12 protein-coding genes are annotated in these 15,436 nt (G+C 35.4%); 4 read left to right on the top strand and 8 right to left on the bottom strand.

The genetic code is table 11. The features are described from left to right. Positions 1–238 precede the first annotated feature (238 nt). Entirely contained in the window at positions 239–1,987 is a 1,749-nt protein-coding gene (locus GM552_RS03515) for a tetratricopeptide repeat protein (protein WP_155565296.1), read from the top strand. A gap of 77 nt (positions 1,988–2,064) precedes the next feature. Here GM552_RS03515 and ilvC read toward each other — a convergent pair whose 3' ends face one another. The 4 genes from ilvC to miaA form a co-directional block, all read right to left on the bottom strand. Next, positions 2,065–3,084 carry a ketol-acid reductoisomerase gene (gene ilvC / locus GM552_RS03510; protein WP_155565295.1) on the bottom strand — a complete coding sequence of 340 codons (1,020 nt, stop codon included), beginning with the start codon at positions 3,082–3,084 and terminating at the stop codon, positions 2,065–2,067. A gap of 26 nt (positions 3,085–3,110) precedes the next feature. Continuing rightward, the gene (ilvN, locus tag GM552_RS03505; protein WP_110439014.1) at positions 3,111–3,665 is read right to left on the bottom strand and encodes an acetolactate synthase small subunit; all 555 of its coding nucleotides are present in this window, start codon (positions 3,663–3,665) and stop codon (positions 3,111–3,113) included. A gap of 41 nt (positions 3,666–3,706) precedes the next feature. After that, positions 3,707–5,485 carry a biosynthetic-type acetolactate synthase large subunit gene (gene ilvB, locus GM552_RS03500; protein ID WP_370533587.1) on the bottom strand — a complete coding sequence of 593 codons (1,779 nt, stop codon included), beginning with the start codon at positions 5,483–5,485 and terminating at the stop codon, positions 3,707–3,709. Positions 5,486–5,597: 112 nt separating this feature from the next. After that, on the bottom strand, positions 5,598–6,614 hold the full coding sequence (gene miaA / locus GM552_RS03495) for a tRNA (adenosine(37)-N6)-dimethylallyltransferase MiaA (RefSeq protein ID WP_155565294.1): 1,017 nt from the start codon (positions 6,612–6,614) through the stop codon (positions 5,598–5,600). Between the two features lie 195 nt (positions 6,615–6,809). Here miaA and serB point away from each other — a divergent pair, with 195 nt between their 5' ends. After that, entirely contained in the window at positions 6,810–7,703 is an 894-nt protein-coding gene (serB, locus tag GM552_RS03490; protein ID WP_155565293.1) for a phosphoserine phosphatase SerB, read from the top strand. A 114-nt stretch (positions 7,704–7,817) separates the two neighbouring features. After that, the gene (locus GM552_RS03485) at positions 7,818–9,083 is read left to right on the top strand and encodes a DNA adenine methylase (RefSeq protein WP_155565292.1); all 1,266 of its coding nucleotides are present in this window, start codon (positions 7,818–7,820) and stop codon (positions 9,081–9,083) included. A gap of 189 nt (positions 9,084–9,272) precedes the next feature. Here GM552_RS03485 and mdoH read toward each other — a convergent pair whose 3' ends face one another. From mdoH to GM552_RS03465, 4 genes are all read right to left on the bottom strand, one after another. Next, positions 9,273–11,477: a glucans biosynthesis glucosyltransferase MdoH gene (gene mdoH / locus GM552_RS03480; protein ID WP_155565291.1), complete on the bottom strand. Its 2,205-nt coding sequence runs from the start codon at positions 11,475–11,477 to the stop codon at positions 9,273–9,275. A 220-nt stretch (positions 11,478–11,697) separates the two neighbouring features. Further along, on the bottom strand, positions 11,698–13,254 hold the full coding sequence (locus GM552_RS03475) for a glucan biosynthesis protein G (RefSeq protein WP_198193298.1): 1,557 nt from the start codon (positions 13,252–13,254) through the stop codon (positions 11,698–11,700). 238 nt (positions 13,255–13,492) lie between these two features. Further along, positions 13,493–14,101, bottom strand: coding sequence for an NUDIX domain-containing protein (locus GM552_RS03470; RefSeq protein WP_155565290.1), 609 nt, complete (start codon positions 14,099–14,101; stop codon positions 13,493–13,495). Then, entirely contained in the window at positions 14,101–14,622 is a 522-nt protein-coding gene (locus GM552_RS03465) for a hypothetical protein (RefSeq protein WP_155565289.1), read from the bottom strand. The genes GM552_RS03470 and GM552_RS03465 overlap by 1 nt, the downstream gene beginning before the upstream one ends. A 409-nt stretch (positions 14,623–15,031) precedes the next feature. Here GM552_RS03465 and GM552_RS03460 point away from each other — a divergent pair, with 409 nt between their 5' ends. Next, positions 15,032–15,430, top strand: a complete 399-nt coding sequence (locus GM552_RS03460) for a DUF423 domain-containing protein (protein WP_155565288.1) — start codon at positions 15,032–15,034, stop codon at positions 15,428–15,430. Positions 15,431–15,436 lie beyond the last annotated feature (6 nt).

Raw genomic sequence — 15,436 nt, 5'->3', positions numbered from 1 at the left:
TATTCTTTCCTGAAAATTAAATAACATATAATTAATTACAATATGTTATGAATTTCTGGCTATTCATCTTATAAATAGATTACAATTATGGTATAATTGTTAATCCTAACAGAAAATAGAATCTTCATTGTCGAGTGAAAAATATTTTATTTTTAAATAAAGTGTAATTATTCAAAAAAAACGATAGAATAGTCAGGATTATCCCCAAATATTTTAAATTAAGGGTAAAGTAATATTCATGCGTAAAAAAATAATTTTATATGCTTTCATTTTCTTAACCTGTGTTGGTATTGGAATATATTATCGCTATGAGGTGCAAAGCGAAAATCATGCGGATGCAGCCTTGCAATCTGGATATTTATATCTGAAAAATAACAAACCATTACAGGCTATGGGAGACTTTAGTTTTCTGTCAGAATATTACGGTAATCGTCACAATAAGACAATTCAGAAAATTGTAGCCAAGGGTTTATTAAAAAAAGCCGAAATCCTTACCAATCTTCATGATATTGAAGGAGCCGTCATTACCTATGAACAACTCAGCAACCTCTACATGGGCAGCAACAATAAAAAAATACGGTATGATGTGGCAAAAGCGCGGTTTAACCAAGGTAACCTCTTACTTCAACAAAAACAATATGATGAAGCCATGCTAGCCTTTTCATATTTGGTTTCCACATATGGATCTGATCAGAAAATTGATATTAAGCGCATGATTGCTCAGGTTATGTATAATGAAACTGTAATTCTGAACGAAACTGGGCATCATGATACAGCCCTCAACATCCATTCATCAATTGTAGAAAAATTTGTCAAAGACAAAGATCCAACCCTTCGGTTAATCACTGCCCGATCCATTATGGCCAGAACCAAAAACCGTCTTGACCGTAAAGAATGGGGAATAGCACTTTATAACAGCAATGCATTTATTCGGTTATATCATGATGATCCCAATCCTCAGATCAAAAAATTTCTTTTGCAAAATTTGTTATATCGAGCCGAAATACTTCATCGCGTAGTTCACATTCCTGAAAATCAAAAAGATTTATTTGGCAATGATCCACAAAACGCCGCATTAAAAACCTATGATGAAATTCTGGCAAAAATCAATGCCTCTACAAACAAAGATGAAGATTTGCCATATTACAAATCCATTGCCCTGTTAGGTAAAACGCAGATTTTAAACAGTAAACATGATACAGATACAGCGTTAGCTCTATGCAACCAAATTCATGATGATTTTTCACAATTTACCAACCCTAAAATCAGGAAGATCGTTGCTATGGCACTGCTTACCAAAGCCAATATCCTCACTGATCTTAACCGCTTGAACCAGGCCTCTTCTGTCTACGATCAGATCTTGAACAAATATAAATCAGTTCATGATTCAAAACAATATGACTTGAATGACATAATTATCAAGGCATATATCAATAAAAGCATTATTTTGGAAAAACAGAAACAGAGCAAATTCGCCTTGCAATATTTAACCGACGTAATAAAACTTTATAAGGATACTCAAGACGAAAAATTATATTATGAAATCAGCAATGCCTATCTAACCAAGGCTGAACTTCAAATCAACTTACAGCAATATGATCAGGCTCTTACAACTTATACAGAATTTATCGCTGTTGCCCATCATAAAAATAATCCAAAAACCCGCTATAATGGTGCCGATGCAATTTTAAAAAAAGCAAAGCTTCAAATTATGTTACATAAAGGTATTGAAATTAAACAAACATATGATCAACTGATTAATTTTTATATTGACGATCAAAATATCAATATCAAACGACTAATTGCGCAGGGTATGTATGACCATGCTGAAAAGTTGTTTAAGAATAACCGGGGATATACAGCACTCAATACAATACAGGATATTTTCAATTATTTCAAAGCGAGTGAAAAAGATCAATTCATTGCCAATATCCTTGATAAAACCAATGCCTTGAACAAACAGCTGGATCGTTCAATAAGCTGGTAATTTTCTATTTTTTGCACAAAAAAAGCTATGATTTTTTATTAAGTCATAGCTCTTTTTAAAACGAAAAAATTAAAAAACTAGTTTTTACTTTTATCAACCAAACGGTTTTTTGTAATCCATGGCATCATTTCACGTAATTTTCCACCAACCTGTTCAATTGGATGATTGTTCAATTGCTGGCGACGTGCTTTTAAACTTATTTGTCCAACCTTATTATCAATCATAAATTTATTAACAAAGGTTCCATCCTGTATATCTTTTAAAATATTCCGCATGGCGTTACGAGATTCTTCTGTAATAACCCGAGGACCTGAAACATATTCTCCATATTCCGCTGTATTTGAAATTGAATAGTTCATATTGGCAAACCCTCCCTCATAAATAAGGTCAACAATCAACTTAACCTCATGAAGACACTCAAAATATGCCATTTCAGGTGCATAGCCTGCTTCAACAAGCGTTTCAAACCCATTTCGGATCAAGTCTACCAATCCACCACATAATACCGCCTGTTCACCAAAAAGATCTGTTTCACATTCCTCACGAAAGGTTGTTTCAATAACGCCAGAACGGCCACCACCTATTGCGGCGGCATAAGAAAGCGCAATCTCTAGGGCATTACCTGAAGGATTCTGGTGAACGGCAACCAAGCATGGAACCCCTCCACCACGCTGATATTCTGAACGAACAGTGTGGCCTGGACCTTTAGGAGCAATCATGAAAACATCCAGATCAGGACGAGGTTCAATAATCTTGAAATGAATGGCTAAACCATGTGCAAAAGCAATTGCGGCTCCTTGCTTAAGATTTTTTTCCAGTTCTTCACGATATAAATCCCCTTGTGCTTCATCTGGAGTCAAAATCATAACAACGTCAGCCCAGGCGGCAGCATCTGCGACACTCATAACCTTTAAACCAGCCGCTTCTGCTTTTTGTGCACTCTTGGAACCTGGACGAAGACCAATTACAATATCTTTTACCCCACTATCTTTCATATTGTTTGCATGGGCATGACCTTGGCTGCCATAGCCCAATACGGCAACTTTTTTGTTCTTGATCAAATTAACATCTGCGTCACGATCATAATAAACACGCATCTTAATAATCCTTACAAATTTTCAATTTAATAAATTGTATGACAACCACGTCCAATGGCGGCAATACCTGTTCTGGACAATTCTACCAAACCCAATGGACGTAATAAATCCACAAAAGCATTTATTTTTTCGGTTTTACCAGTCAGTTCAAACACAAGGGAGTCAATACTTGCATCAACAACCTGTGCCCGGAATGCACCAGCCAAATTTAACGCTTCTGTTCTTTCATTTCCTTTGGAAACAACCTTAATTAATGCTAATTCGCGTGCAACATATGAACTCTGTTCACATAAATTAACAACATGATAGACAGGAACCTGCCTACTTAACTGCTCTTTGATTTGATCAATCACCATGGGAGTGCCAGAAGTCAGAATATTGATTCTGGATTTCTTTTCATCCTTATTTACAGGTGCGACAGTAAGACTTTCAATATTATACCCGCGTCCCGACAACAGACCTATAACACGGGACAGAACACCACTTTCATTTTCAACAATCAAAGAAAAAACAGCTTTAACAAAATTATCTTTATCTTCGATGACTTCCGATAACGATACATTATTACGTTGATTGCCCATTTTTATTCCCAACATTAAAATAAAATAAAAAATGCCAAGCCTTATTTTTTATTTGGTCCCAATATCATCTGATTGTGGGGTGCACCCGCTGGAATCATTGGAAAACAATTTTCCTCTTGCTGAACACAAACATCAACCAACACTGGTCCCGGCTCATCAAGCATTTCATCAATGACATTATCCAAGTCATCAATCGTTTCTATTCTCAATCCCTTAATGCCAAAACTTTCCGCCAATTTAACGAAATCAGGTAGACTTTCACTGTAACTTTCAGAATAACGTCCACCATGAACCAATTCCTGCCATTGTCGCACCATACCCATATAATGGTTATTCAAGATAAAAATCTTCACTGGCAGACGATATTGTTTGATTGTGGCCAGTTCCTGAATGTTCATCATGGTAGAGGCCTCGCCCGCAATATCTATAACAAGATCCTCGGGATGCGCAATTTGTGTTCCTACAGAAGCCGGTAATCCATACCCCATGGTACCCAATCCACCAGATGTCATGAAATGATTAGGCTGATCAAAAACATAATATTGAGCTGCCCACATTTGGTGCTGACCGACTTCTGTTGTTACATATGCCTCTTTTTTTCTTTTTTTAACCGCTTTGTAAAGTGAACGAATGGCATGCTGGGGCTTTACAATACTGCCCTTTGATTTATCCTGATCATATTTCAGGCACTCTATTGACTGCCATGCTTCAATTTGTTTCCACCAGTTTTTCAAATCTTTTTTCTGATCTTCCCTTTTGTCCCATAGCTTGATCATCAACTCGATCGTTTTGGCCACGTCCCCGACAATAGGTATGTCAACAATTACAATCTTGTTAATTTGAGAAGGGTCAATATCAGCATGTATTTTAATGGAATTCGGTGAGAAATGTTTTACACTGCCTGTAACACGGTCATCAAATCGCGCACCCAAAGCAATCAAGACATCACAATCATGGGTGGCCATATTTGCTTCATAAGTTCCATGCATTCCTAACATGCCGAGAAAATGCTTGTCTGAACCAGGAAATGCACCAAGACCCATTAACGTAGCAGTACACGGAAAATCGGTTAAATTAACCAATTTCTTTAACGATTCACATGCCTTTTTTCCAGCATTAATAACCCCACCTCCTATATAGAATAAGGGACGCTTTGCCTTTTTCATTGCATCTACCGCTTTTACAACCTGATTTTCATCGGGTTCAGTAACCGGTCTATAAGATGGATAAGGTTCGACTTTGTTTTTCTTAATATAGGGTGCTTTTTCTAAAGTGACATCTTTTGGAATATCGACAAGAACAGGTCCGGGCCTACCTGTTTTGGCTATATAAAATGCCTCATGCAATTTCTGAGCCAATTTTTCCGTATCCTTAACCAGATAATTAAATTTAGTCGCGGCCCTAGTAATCCCAACCGTGTCCGCTTCTTGAAAAGCGTCATTACCAATCAAACTTCTGAAGACCTGTCCACTGATACAAACAATGGGAACGGAGTCCATTAAGGCATCCACCAACCCAGTAACGGTATTGGTTGCGCCCGGTCCACTGGTAACCAAAACAACACCTACCTTTCCCGTTGAACGGGCATAGGCTTCTGCGGCATGCACGGCAGCCTGTTCATGGCGTGTTAGAATATGGCGAATTTTCTTTTGCTTGAATAAAACATCATAAATGGGCAGAACAGCCCCACCCGGATATCCAAAAATAATATCCACACCCTGATCAACGAGTACCTGTAAAAGAACTTCTGCTCCAGTCATATCATAATTTTTTTTTTCTTTAAGAGCATTATTACCGTTCTTTTGCATAGCCTCTGTCATTTTCAATTAATCCTTGGTATTAATAGAATTATAAATTTAAACCAAATAAAATGATTTGCAGTTTAATCTTATCTTATAAATTATTATTGAAATTACCCTAATCAATAAATGATTATTCGTCAATAAAACTATTAATAAAAAGTTCAGATTTTTTAATAATTCTTTGCAAATATTGCGTATTTTTGTCTATTCTTGAATTAAAAATACAAGTTTGCTGCACTGGCGCTAAAATTCGATGTGAAAACCATGTTTCCTGACGCTTAATGTATCGTTGTGTATTCTTTACAGCCTGTTCAACGGCCTCTTTAATAGAAATCCTGTTATTAAGATAAGCCATAAACTCTGGAACTCCATGAGCTCTGGACAAAGGACATGACAAAGACGGTTTTTTTTCCGCATAAAGTTTAACCTCTTCCAGTGCACCTTCATCAATCATCAATCCAAAACGATTAGCTACGGCTTGACGTAAAACAGAACGCTCAGGTGCAAGGCGAATAACAATAAAATTACAATCTGCACCAGGTAAATGCGCATGTTTTTGCCAATATCTCAATCCTTTCCCACTTGATTTCCAGACTTCCCATGCTCGAGCAATTCTTTGAGAATCATTAGATTTTAATTCCTCGACCGATTCAGGATCTTCTTTGGCCAATTCATTATATAAATCCGCTAGTTTTCCATCATTGACTAACTGACGTGCCTGTTTCCTTATTGACGGATCTGGTTCAGGTATCGTGGCAATACCATGAATTAAGGAATGAAAATACATGCCTGTTCCACCACATAATACAGGCAATTTGTGATTTTCCCATATTTTCTGCAACTGATTAAGTGCCTGTTGTCGCCACCAACCAACATTACCCGTTTTATACCAAGGCAACACCCCATATAAATAATGTGGAACTTGTTTTTCATCCTCAAAAGAGGGACGAGCGGTTATGATACGTAAATCAGCATAACATTGCATTGCATCCGCATTGATAATTGATCCATTTAAACTTTGTGCAAGCTGTAAAGCGAGGAAAGATTTACCTGAACATGTTGGACCGGCAACAACAACCGCCCAATTTTTTTTTCCCTGCCGCAATTCATTATTTAAAGACCGTGATTGAAGCACCGCCTGTTCCATAAGCATAATCCATGTTTTGGTTTATTCATAATAATTGAATCACTAATTAGTTATAAAACAGTTCCCTGAAAACCGCTTTATATAATTAAATTTCAGAAGTTCTTGTTTTTATGAGAAATATCATTAAAAGTTAACCAAAATCAAATTGATCTGAATTCATTATGTTAAAGCCCCAATCTTATCACGGATAATTTTATGTCCTTTATTTTTACTTTGGTAACACCACCCTCATTGCTTAATCAATCAATTATAGATCGAGTTAGACAGAAATTCTCATATCTGAATTATCAATGGCTTTCTCATGAAGAAGCGATAGATTTTATCGCTCCAGCTTCCATTAATAATCTAACCGGAGCTCTGGCACTTTATCAAGATATAAAAAAATCGCTGGATATTGATGAGGCAGATTTTTTTATAACCTGTTCCACGCACAGAAAAAAAAGGCTTTTAATAGCTGATATGGACAGTACTATCGTGAAAAATGAAACACTTGATGACCTGGCTGCCGAAGCAGGAATTGGCAATCGCATTTCTGCAATAACCGAACGTGCCATGAATGGTGAGCTTGATTTTGAAACAGCCCTAAAAGAAAGAATCGCCTTGTTGAAAAACGTTTCTATAAATTTTTTGGAAAAAACCTGGAATAAAACAAAACTCAATGAAGGGGCAAAAATTCTTGTAGCTACAATGAAAAACCATTATGCGCATACAGCTTTAATTTCCGGAGGATTCACCTATTTTACCGAAAAAGTAAGCCAGATTTGTCAATTTGATGAAAATCATGCAAATCAATTAAGTTTTCAGAATAATATGCTTGATGGAAAGGTTATTCCTCCAATTCTTGGAAAAGAAGCTAAATTGAATCATCTTCAACGCCTTACAAAAGAACTTTCCTTGTCCAATGATGAAACAATGGCAATTGGCGATGGTGCCAACGACCTGCCCATGTTGAGTTCTGCAGGATTAGGTATCGGTTTTTATCCCAAACCGATTGTTGCTGAAAAAATTATAAATAAAATTCAGCATACCTCGTTACTATCCGCTTTATTCGTTCAAGGTTACAAACGTAATGAATTTACGTCATTATAAAATGTAACATTTTCCATACAAAACAAATTTTTGATCAAATTTACTCTATGATAATTTTGTATTTCTCTTCCTTCATGATCGTGACAAGTAAACCATACAAGTTTAATATACTAAATGCAGTGGAATAAAGAAAAACATTCAGCTTATCAAACTGATAACTTTTTATTTAATCAACTTATACCCTATATAGGGAATAAACGAAAATTATTGGATTTAATTCATCTTGGTATGTCTAAAACTAAAGGTTCGCCAAAAAATGGATTGTTTATAGATTTATTTTCAGGCAGCGGCGTAGTCAGCCGCCTTGCAAAAAAAATAGGCTATCGCGTATTTTCCAATGATTGGGAACCTTATAGCCGAATCCTCAATATTGCTTCAATACAGATACAATCTTCTCCCAAATTCTTCAATGAACAATCCTATGAAGATATTTTGCTGTATCTAAATAATCTGCCACCGATACAAAATTGGGTAACCTCTCATTTATGTCCTGAAAATGATGACCAATATGATTTATCCAAAGACCGGCTTTTTTACATGCGAAAAAACGGTTTAAAAATTGATGCAATACGTGAAAAAATATTCGAATGGGAACAAAAAGATAAACTTAGCGAAATTCAATTTGCCTGCCTGCTTGCTCCACTACTTTATTGTGCGTGTTATCATGCAAATACAAGTGGCGTTTTCAAAGGCTTTCATAAGGGATGGGGCGGACAAACAAAAACCGCCCTTTATCGTATTGCGGGAGATTTAAAGCTACAACCTATACAATTTTTTAACAATCATCAGGAAAATTTAATTTTTCAAATGGATGCGCAACTTCTTGCTGAAAAATTACAAAATATGAATTTACCCGATTACTCAATTGCCTATTTAGATCCACCCTATAACCAGCATCCATACGGATCCAATTATCATGTCCTGAACAGTATTACTTTGTGGGACAAGCCTAATATATCCAACAAAATTTCCTGCCGGGATAAATCTGCAATTCGTAAGGATTGGAGAAAAGACCGAAAAAGTGCTTATACCATTCGCAAACAGGCAAGTGATGCTTATAATACACTTCTTCAGACTCTACCTACACAATGGATAATGACTAGCTATAGTACAGATGGTTTTATACCTTTGGAGGAAATGATACGCCAAAACTGTACAATTGGCCGTGTATCAATTTTTGCAAAAATTTATAAACGTTATCGTGTCAGCAGCCAGCGTTATTCTCATAAAGCCAATAACGTAGAGTTTGTAATTTTAACCAAAAAAGGAAAAAAAACAAATCAATCCAGTAAAATTTTGACAGAAAAAATTTTTGAATTGGAAAAAAACATGCGTTTATCGAACAATAGAGATAAAAACAAAACCATTTATTGTTTTTGAAAAACGAATATTAAATAATAATCATTATCTAATCTATTTAACTAAATCGTTGATTATTCAACAAATTACATTCTGAATTAATTTTTAAAAATGAAAAACTATAAAAAATTATATGATTTATTTTAAGTCTTACTTCCTAGCATAGAAGTAAGACAATCTCTAAAGATTTTAGCTCATTTTTTATAATCTTTATAATGGCACTTTAAAAAATTTGATGAGAGCTTTTTTACAAGCTAGTACAGCCGATTTTTCCGCTTTTGTTAAATTCTCCAAAAGTTGCTGACGATTGTCTGCCTCCTCAATTTTAACAATACTGACCAATTCATTTGCATTAATAGCTTCCCCTTTATTCCGTTCCTGAGGGAGCTGAGCCAAATGAAATTGAATTAGCTTACTGTTATCTAAATTGTGAAAGGCATTTTTAACTTCCAAATTTGCAATTTTTTCTTTTTCTTTTTTATCAAGTCGTAAAATATTTGGCGGATTAACTTCTTCAGGAATGATTAGCAAACCCAATTTGCGACATAAAATTCCGATTTTCTGACTTGAAGTCATCCATACTAGAGGAATTGCCAATAATAATCCCAGCAATACAGGTGTCATCCATAAAAATAAAGAAAAAGAAACTGCCCAAGCAGCTGCACCCATTAAAATACCAATAACTGTATGTGGCCAATAATCCCGAATAACATCTTTTAAAGGAATATAACCGACATCTCTACGTTGGGCATTCCATCCTGAATCATATCCCAACAATATTGACGCTACCGCCGCGGTTTGAATCAACATCGCAACAGGTGCAATCAATCCACCAACAAGCGTTTCAATAACAATGGAGAACAAAGCCTTGATTTCTCCACCGCATCCTTTTCTTAAAAAAGGATTGGCCAAAAGGGCAATCCACGCTAAAAATTTAGGGGCCAACAAAACAAGCATAGTTAAAATAAAAACATATTCAGCCTGAACTGGATCAACCTGGGGCCAATGAGGAAATAATACGCGATCCGTTGTACTGAAATATTCCGGTTTCATGAATAAAGCCTGTAGTGATACCAGAATACCCGCAAGCAAAAATAACAGCCACAATGGTGACATTACATACGCTCCAATACCTGTTATCATATGTATACGACTTATCCAGCTCAACTTTTTTGTTGGAATTATCATGGCATGCTGCAAATTCCCCTGACACCAACGACGATCACGGATAGCAATATCAGTCAAGGAAGGCGGACTTTCCTCATAGGAACCCTGTAATGCAGGAACCATATGAATGGCCCATCTCCCCCTTCTCATCAAAGCCGCCTCAACAAAATCATGACTCATGATCATGCCACCAAAAGGTTTTCTCACTGCCGGAAGATGGGGCAATCCAGCCTGCTCGGCAAAAGCCTTGATCCGTATGATTGCATTATGTCCCCAATAATTACTTTCTGACCCGTGCCACCATGCTAAACCATAAGCGATAGTAGGACCATAAACCCGTCCGGCAAATTGTTGCAACCGCGCAAACAACGTTGTGCCATTGACAATAACCGGTAAAGTTTGAATCAATCCAACTTCTGGGTTTTCTTCCATGGCCGCACAGATTCTTACTATCATGTCCCCTTCCATCAGGCTATCCGCATCAAGAGTCAACATATGTTCATAGGCCCCACCAAAACGTCGAACCCATTCCCCCAAATTTCCAGCCTTACGATCGGTATTTTCAAAACGGCGTCGATAAAAAATCTTATTTAGACCCTTTGTTTCTTCAATCAGGCGTAAATAAGTTGCCTCTTCCTCAACCCATACATCCGGATCGGTAGTGTCCGATAAAATGAAATAATCAAAGTGATCACCCTGACCAGTCGCTTGAAGACTGTTAAAGATTGCTTTCAAACCAGCCAAAACACGATGTGGATCCTCGTTGTAGGTAGGCATTAGCACTGCTGTCTTATTACGCAAATTAGGAATTTGTGCTTTGGGATCGATATTTAGCGAAAGACCTCCCTTTTGTTTCAATTGCTCAAAAAATCCTCCAAGTGATGAAACAAAAGAAAAGGCAATCCATAAAAACAATACTGTAAAAATAATCAGAATAATAACGCCAAGGGAATTCATGCCTGTGCTGTTAAACACTAGATTCATTTCGTAGGAGGCGTACGCCGTTAATAAAAAAGATAATAAAAAAACAAACAATCTTCTAAAGAAAATTGTCTTTGGTTCAGTTTTCATTCTTTTAGATCGATTATGAATATTTGGCCTTGAAAATAAATTTTGCACAGGCATTTCAATAGGAGATTCTGGAGGAAGGGCAGCAAATTCAAATTTGTCAGCTGTTAAGTCCTGAAATTTGATTTCATTCAAATCATTTTGCAGATGACAATGATTATTGACCTTTAATTCAACCATAAGTATTTTTTTCTCCTATTTAAAATACCCGAAGCCTAACTTACAAATATAAATATTTCAATAGACTGGAAACAAATGCATCCAAGAAGTTGATTATAAAATCAATTTACTCATACATGGATAAATGATTTTTGAAAATAATAACCGTTTCTTATACCTACCTAAAAAAATCCCAAGCTTTTCATGCTTGGGTTATTAAACAATAAATTTCACAAATATGTTACGGTGTCCAACGATAGGTCCATTGTTCGGAAATTGGTTGATCCCCATCCATTAAAACACATTTCAATTCAGCCATTTTAGCTCCTTTAGGATCGAACTCAAAAGTCGTTCTCCATTTATGCAAATTTGTATCTGAATACATGCTTATATTGCTAATTTGACCCGTGGAAGAGGATACATTGACATGCAATTGTTTATCCGATGAATAGCCGTTCAATGGACCATCAAAAAAATCTATACAAATAAATCTTACATCCGGTTTATCAACAACTGCCCCTATTCTGGTTGCAGCAATACGAGATAAAGATGTTGTCCATGGATTATCCCATCCCCAATATAAACGGTAAGTAAAGGAATATTCTTTTCCTTCTCTAAAAACTTCTTTGGGGCGCCAGAATGCCACAATATTATCATTGACTTCACTGGGGGAAGGTATTTCCACCAAATTGACACTACCCGCTTGCCATTCACCCACGGGTTCAACCCAAGCGGTTGGTCTTAATTCATAATGCAAAGACAGATCTTCATACTGGCTAAAGGCATGTTTACGTTGAATTAGGCCAAAACCCTTTAACGCGTTATCAACAAAAACAGAATATTGTAAATCAACGGGATTGGTTAAAGGTCTCCATATTTGTTGTCCTGTACCCGTCCATATAAGAAGACCCTCACTGTCATGGGCGGCAGGACGCCAATCATCAATATGATTACGATCATTGGCATCAAAATAAAACATACCAGTCAGAGGGGCAATTCCGCCATTAGAAATTAATTTACGGGGATAGATATGGGTTTCAACATCGAATATTGTCATGTTACCTGGGCGAATTGTAAAGCAATATGCCCCGGTTAATGAAGGGCTGTCCAGCAATGCATATATAACCAACGATTCAATGCCGTTTTTAGGCTTGACAATCCAGAACGCCCGAAATAGAGGAAATTCCTCTCCTTGTGGATCCGCGGTTCCCTTAGCAAAACCACGCGCAGACAAACCATATTGTTGACCTTTGGCTATCGCCCTGAAATAGGATGCACCTAAAAATACTGCAAATTCTTCCATCGTTTCCGATTGATTGAGTTTGGTCATCAATTTCAGGCCAGAAAATCCTAAATCCTGATCAATTTTGTGTTTAGGATCCGCATAGGAAAACATGTCAGAATGATATTGAACAGGCTTGGAAACCCCATCAATTACCTCGTAAATATCTATACGTGGTCGATATAAAAAACCTCTCGGAAAGAATTCAATAGCAAAATTTAAATTTTCATTATTCCATAAAGCTCTTTCATGGCGGAATTCAATTCCCCTAAATCCATCAAAATCTAGTTTGTCAATCACATCTGGCAAATGATCATCAGGTGCCTTATACGCACGTTGCGCCATTGATTTTGCCAATTGTCTTACCGTAGTTTGATCAAATGGTTTTCCCTGATCCACAGAATTATGTTCATCTGCTTTTGCAAGAGATACTGGGGAAATATTTGTTATTCCACCAACTATTCCAACCAAGGAGGCTCCTGCTGTAGTACGCAAAAGATCCCGACGAAATACCACGACTTATTCCTTATTCTTCTGTTACAAATTATCTTTACACGTTTTAAATTTATAAACGAGTAAATACTAGTTAAAATCAACACTAATTACAATTAAAAACAATATAACCGTATAGATAGGTAAATATAAAAATATTTCGTCTGCACGACTTTTTTTCTACAAAACATGATGCAGACTGATATGATTATATTGATTTTTCAGCCAAAAAATTATTTGAATTACATCTAAATATTTGGTCTTACATAAATAGATTAATATTATTACCGAAATACTGTAACAAAAATACCGTTTTCAAATCAACAATTTTATTTTCTTTGATCCATTCAAAGGCCAACGTCAATTTCATTTCCAATATTTCAATATTTTCGCCTTCCTGTCGTAATCCACCACCCTTTTGATCTTGCTTATCCACGGAAGCGATAAAATAATATAATTTTTCTGTTGTGATTCCTGGCGAACTATACAAGGCAAATAAATGGTACAACTGATTTATATGCCAACCTGTCTCTTCTTTTGCCTCTCGATAAGCAGCTTGATAAGCCGCTTCCAATGGATTTTTTTTTAAGGGATCATAATCTGATAAATCTATGTTGCCTGCACATACTTCTATAACCGGATTATTATCGTCACCTCTTGCAAGAACAGGTGCCCGCCATTGTGAAGTTAAAATAATGTTTCCATTATCATGACGAAATAATAAAACCGCAACACTGTCATTTACTCTTAATATTTCACGCTTGATAGACTTTTCATTACCATCCGAATATTTCTGAACAGCTTCTGCTCTATCAAGTTTAAAATGTCCTTTCCATAAATTTTCATAACGTTTAACAATAAGTTTGGACATTAGTCAAGCTTTCTAATCCACCATTTGACCGGTTTTTGTCCCAATTCATCAACAATATCATCATCTTCCATAATCTCAACAGTCTCAATTTCATTTGGTTTATTAAAACTGGATGTCACACTCTTGAATTGTTCTGAAAGTTGAATATTCAATTTTTCCAAATTCTCGACTTGTTTTTGCATCAATGCCATTTTCTCGACAAGCATTTCAATATGTTTAAGAATGGTTTTGAAACTATTTTCATCTTTTTCATTTGTTATCGATAATTTTCGATTATATTTTGACAGTTTATCATCAACAGAAAAATCTTGAAAATATGTTTTTCTAGAAAATTTTTCTAAATTCTGTTTTTTAACAATTACTCCTTGATCCCTAATAAACCGTCTTTTAGGAAAATTATCATTTCCTTTTTCTTTCACTGTCTTTTTATTTGTAGAATCCCCTATACTTTCCAACGCCCTTTTAACAGCATCTATATCAGTTATATTCGAAAATTTTTCTTCTTTATTATCAGTTCTCATTAAAAAAAATTCCCACTTTAAAAATCATGCTTATTATTAAGTATAAATATTTTTATTGGTTTATATTGGTTATTAAGTGATAAATTCTAGAGATAAATCTCTAGAAAAATTAATATTTTCGATTTTTTAAACAAATATTCAAGTTTATTTCGCTATTTACAATGAATTAATAAACTTAATTATTATTTTTTGACTTACACGTTTTTATTTAGTATTGCCTAAAAAATTAATATATTTTGCAATATTTATAAAATACTTTTAATATAATTTTGTTTTATAATTAATAATACACAATTTTTTTATTATTCTTTTAACCTCTTTGCCATCTTAAATCTTTATATTATTTTTTTATACTTAATTCATAAATAGTTTTTTTTCAACTCTTTAAATCGTATAAATAAGGTGAAAAATGGAATTCCAAAGAAAATTTTTATTTATTAATATTTCTCTCGCCTTCGGGGCACTTTACTGTTTACTGGCAGTTATATTTTCTTCACTTACCTCCCATTTACCAGATCAATATTTCATTAATGATGGCAGAAATATGAGTCGAATAGCGGATAATATATTATTCATTCACGGATTAGCCTTGATATCAGTTTCCATATTACAAAAAATATGGAAACTGAATTTACATTTTTTTCTAATCGGATGTATATTTACGCTAGGATTAACTTTGTTTTGCTCAGGTGTCTTTTACATCAGTTTCACCGGTTTTCATCCATTTTTACCCATAGCACCAATCGGAGGTACTCTTCTTATTTTTGGTTGGCTATATTTAGCGATTTTAGCTCTATTTCTTAAATAAAATTAT

This window comes from Commensalibacter sp. ESL0382 (genome assembly GCF_009725775.1).
Lineage (GTDB): Bacteria > Pseudomonadota > Alphaproteobacteria > Acetobacterales > Acetobacteraceae > Commensalibacter > Commensalibacter melissae.
Note: the sequence above shows the minus strand (reverse complement) of the source record. Positions and strands in the feature narration are given on the sequence as shown.

Bases quoted from the DNA above. Each gene is read 5' to 3' on its own strand.
- GM552_RS03515 (WP_155565296.1), top strand. From the start codon at position 239: ATGCGTAAAAAAATAATTTTATATGCTTTCATTTTCTTAACCTGTGTT.
- ilvC (WP_155565295.1), bottom strand. From the start codon at position 3,084: ATGCGTGTTTATTATGATCGTGACGCAGATGTTAATTTGATCAAGAAC.
- ilvN (WP_110439014.1), bottom strand. From the start codon at position 3,665: ATGGGCAATCAACGTAATAATGTATCGTTATCGGAAGTCATCGAAGAT.
- ilvB (WP_370533587.1), bottom strand. From the start codon at position 5,485: ATGACAGAGGCTATGCAAAAGAACGGTAATAATGCTCTTAAAGAAAAA.
- miaA (WP_155565294.1), bottom strand. From the start codon at position 6,614: ATGGAACAGGCGGTGCTTCAATCACGGTCTTTAAATAATGAATTGCGG.
- serB (WP_155565293.1), top strand. From the start codon at position 6,810: ATGTCCTTTATTTTTACTTTGGTAACACCACCCTCATTGCTTAATCAA.
- GM552_RS03485 (WP_155565292.1), top strand. From the start codon at position 7,818: ATGCAGTGGAATAAAGAAAAACATTCAGCTTATCAAACTGATAACTTT.
- mdoH (WP_155565291.1), bottom strand. From the start codon at position 11,477: ATGGTTGAATTAAAGGTCAATAATCATTGTCATCTGCAAAATGATTTG.
- GM552_RS03470 (WP_155565290.1), bottom strand. From the start codon at position 14,101: ATGTCCAAACTTATTGTTAAACGTTATGAAAATTTATGGAAAGGACAT.
- GM552_RS03465 (WP_155565289.1), bottom strand. From the start codon at position 14,622: ATGAGAACTGATAATAAAGAAGAAAAATTTTCGAATATAACTGATATA.
- GM552_RS03460 (WP_155565288.1), top strand. From the start codon at position 15,032: ATGGAATTCCAAAGAAAATTTTTATTTATTAATATTTCTCTCGCCTTC.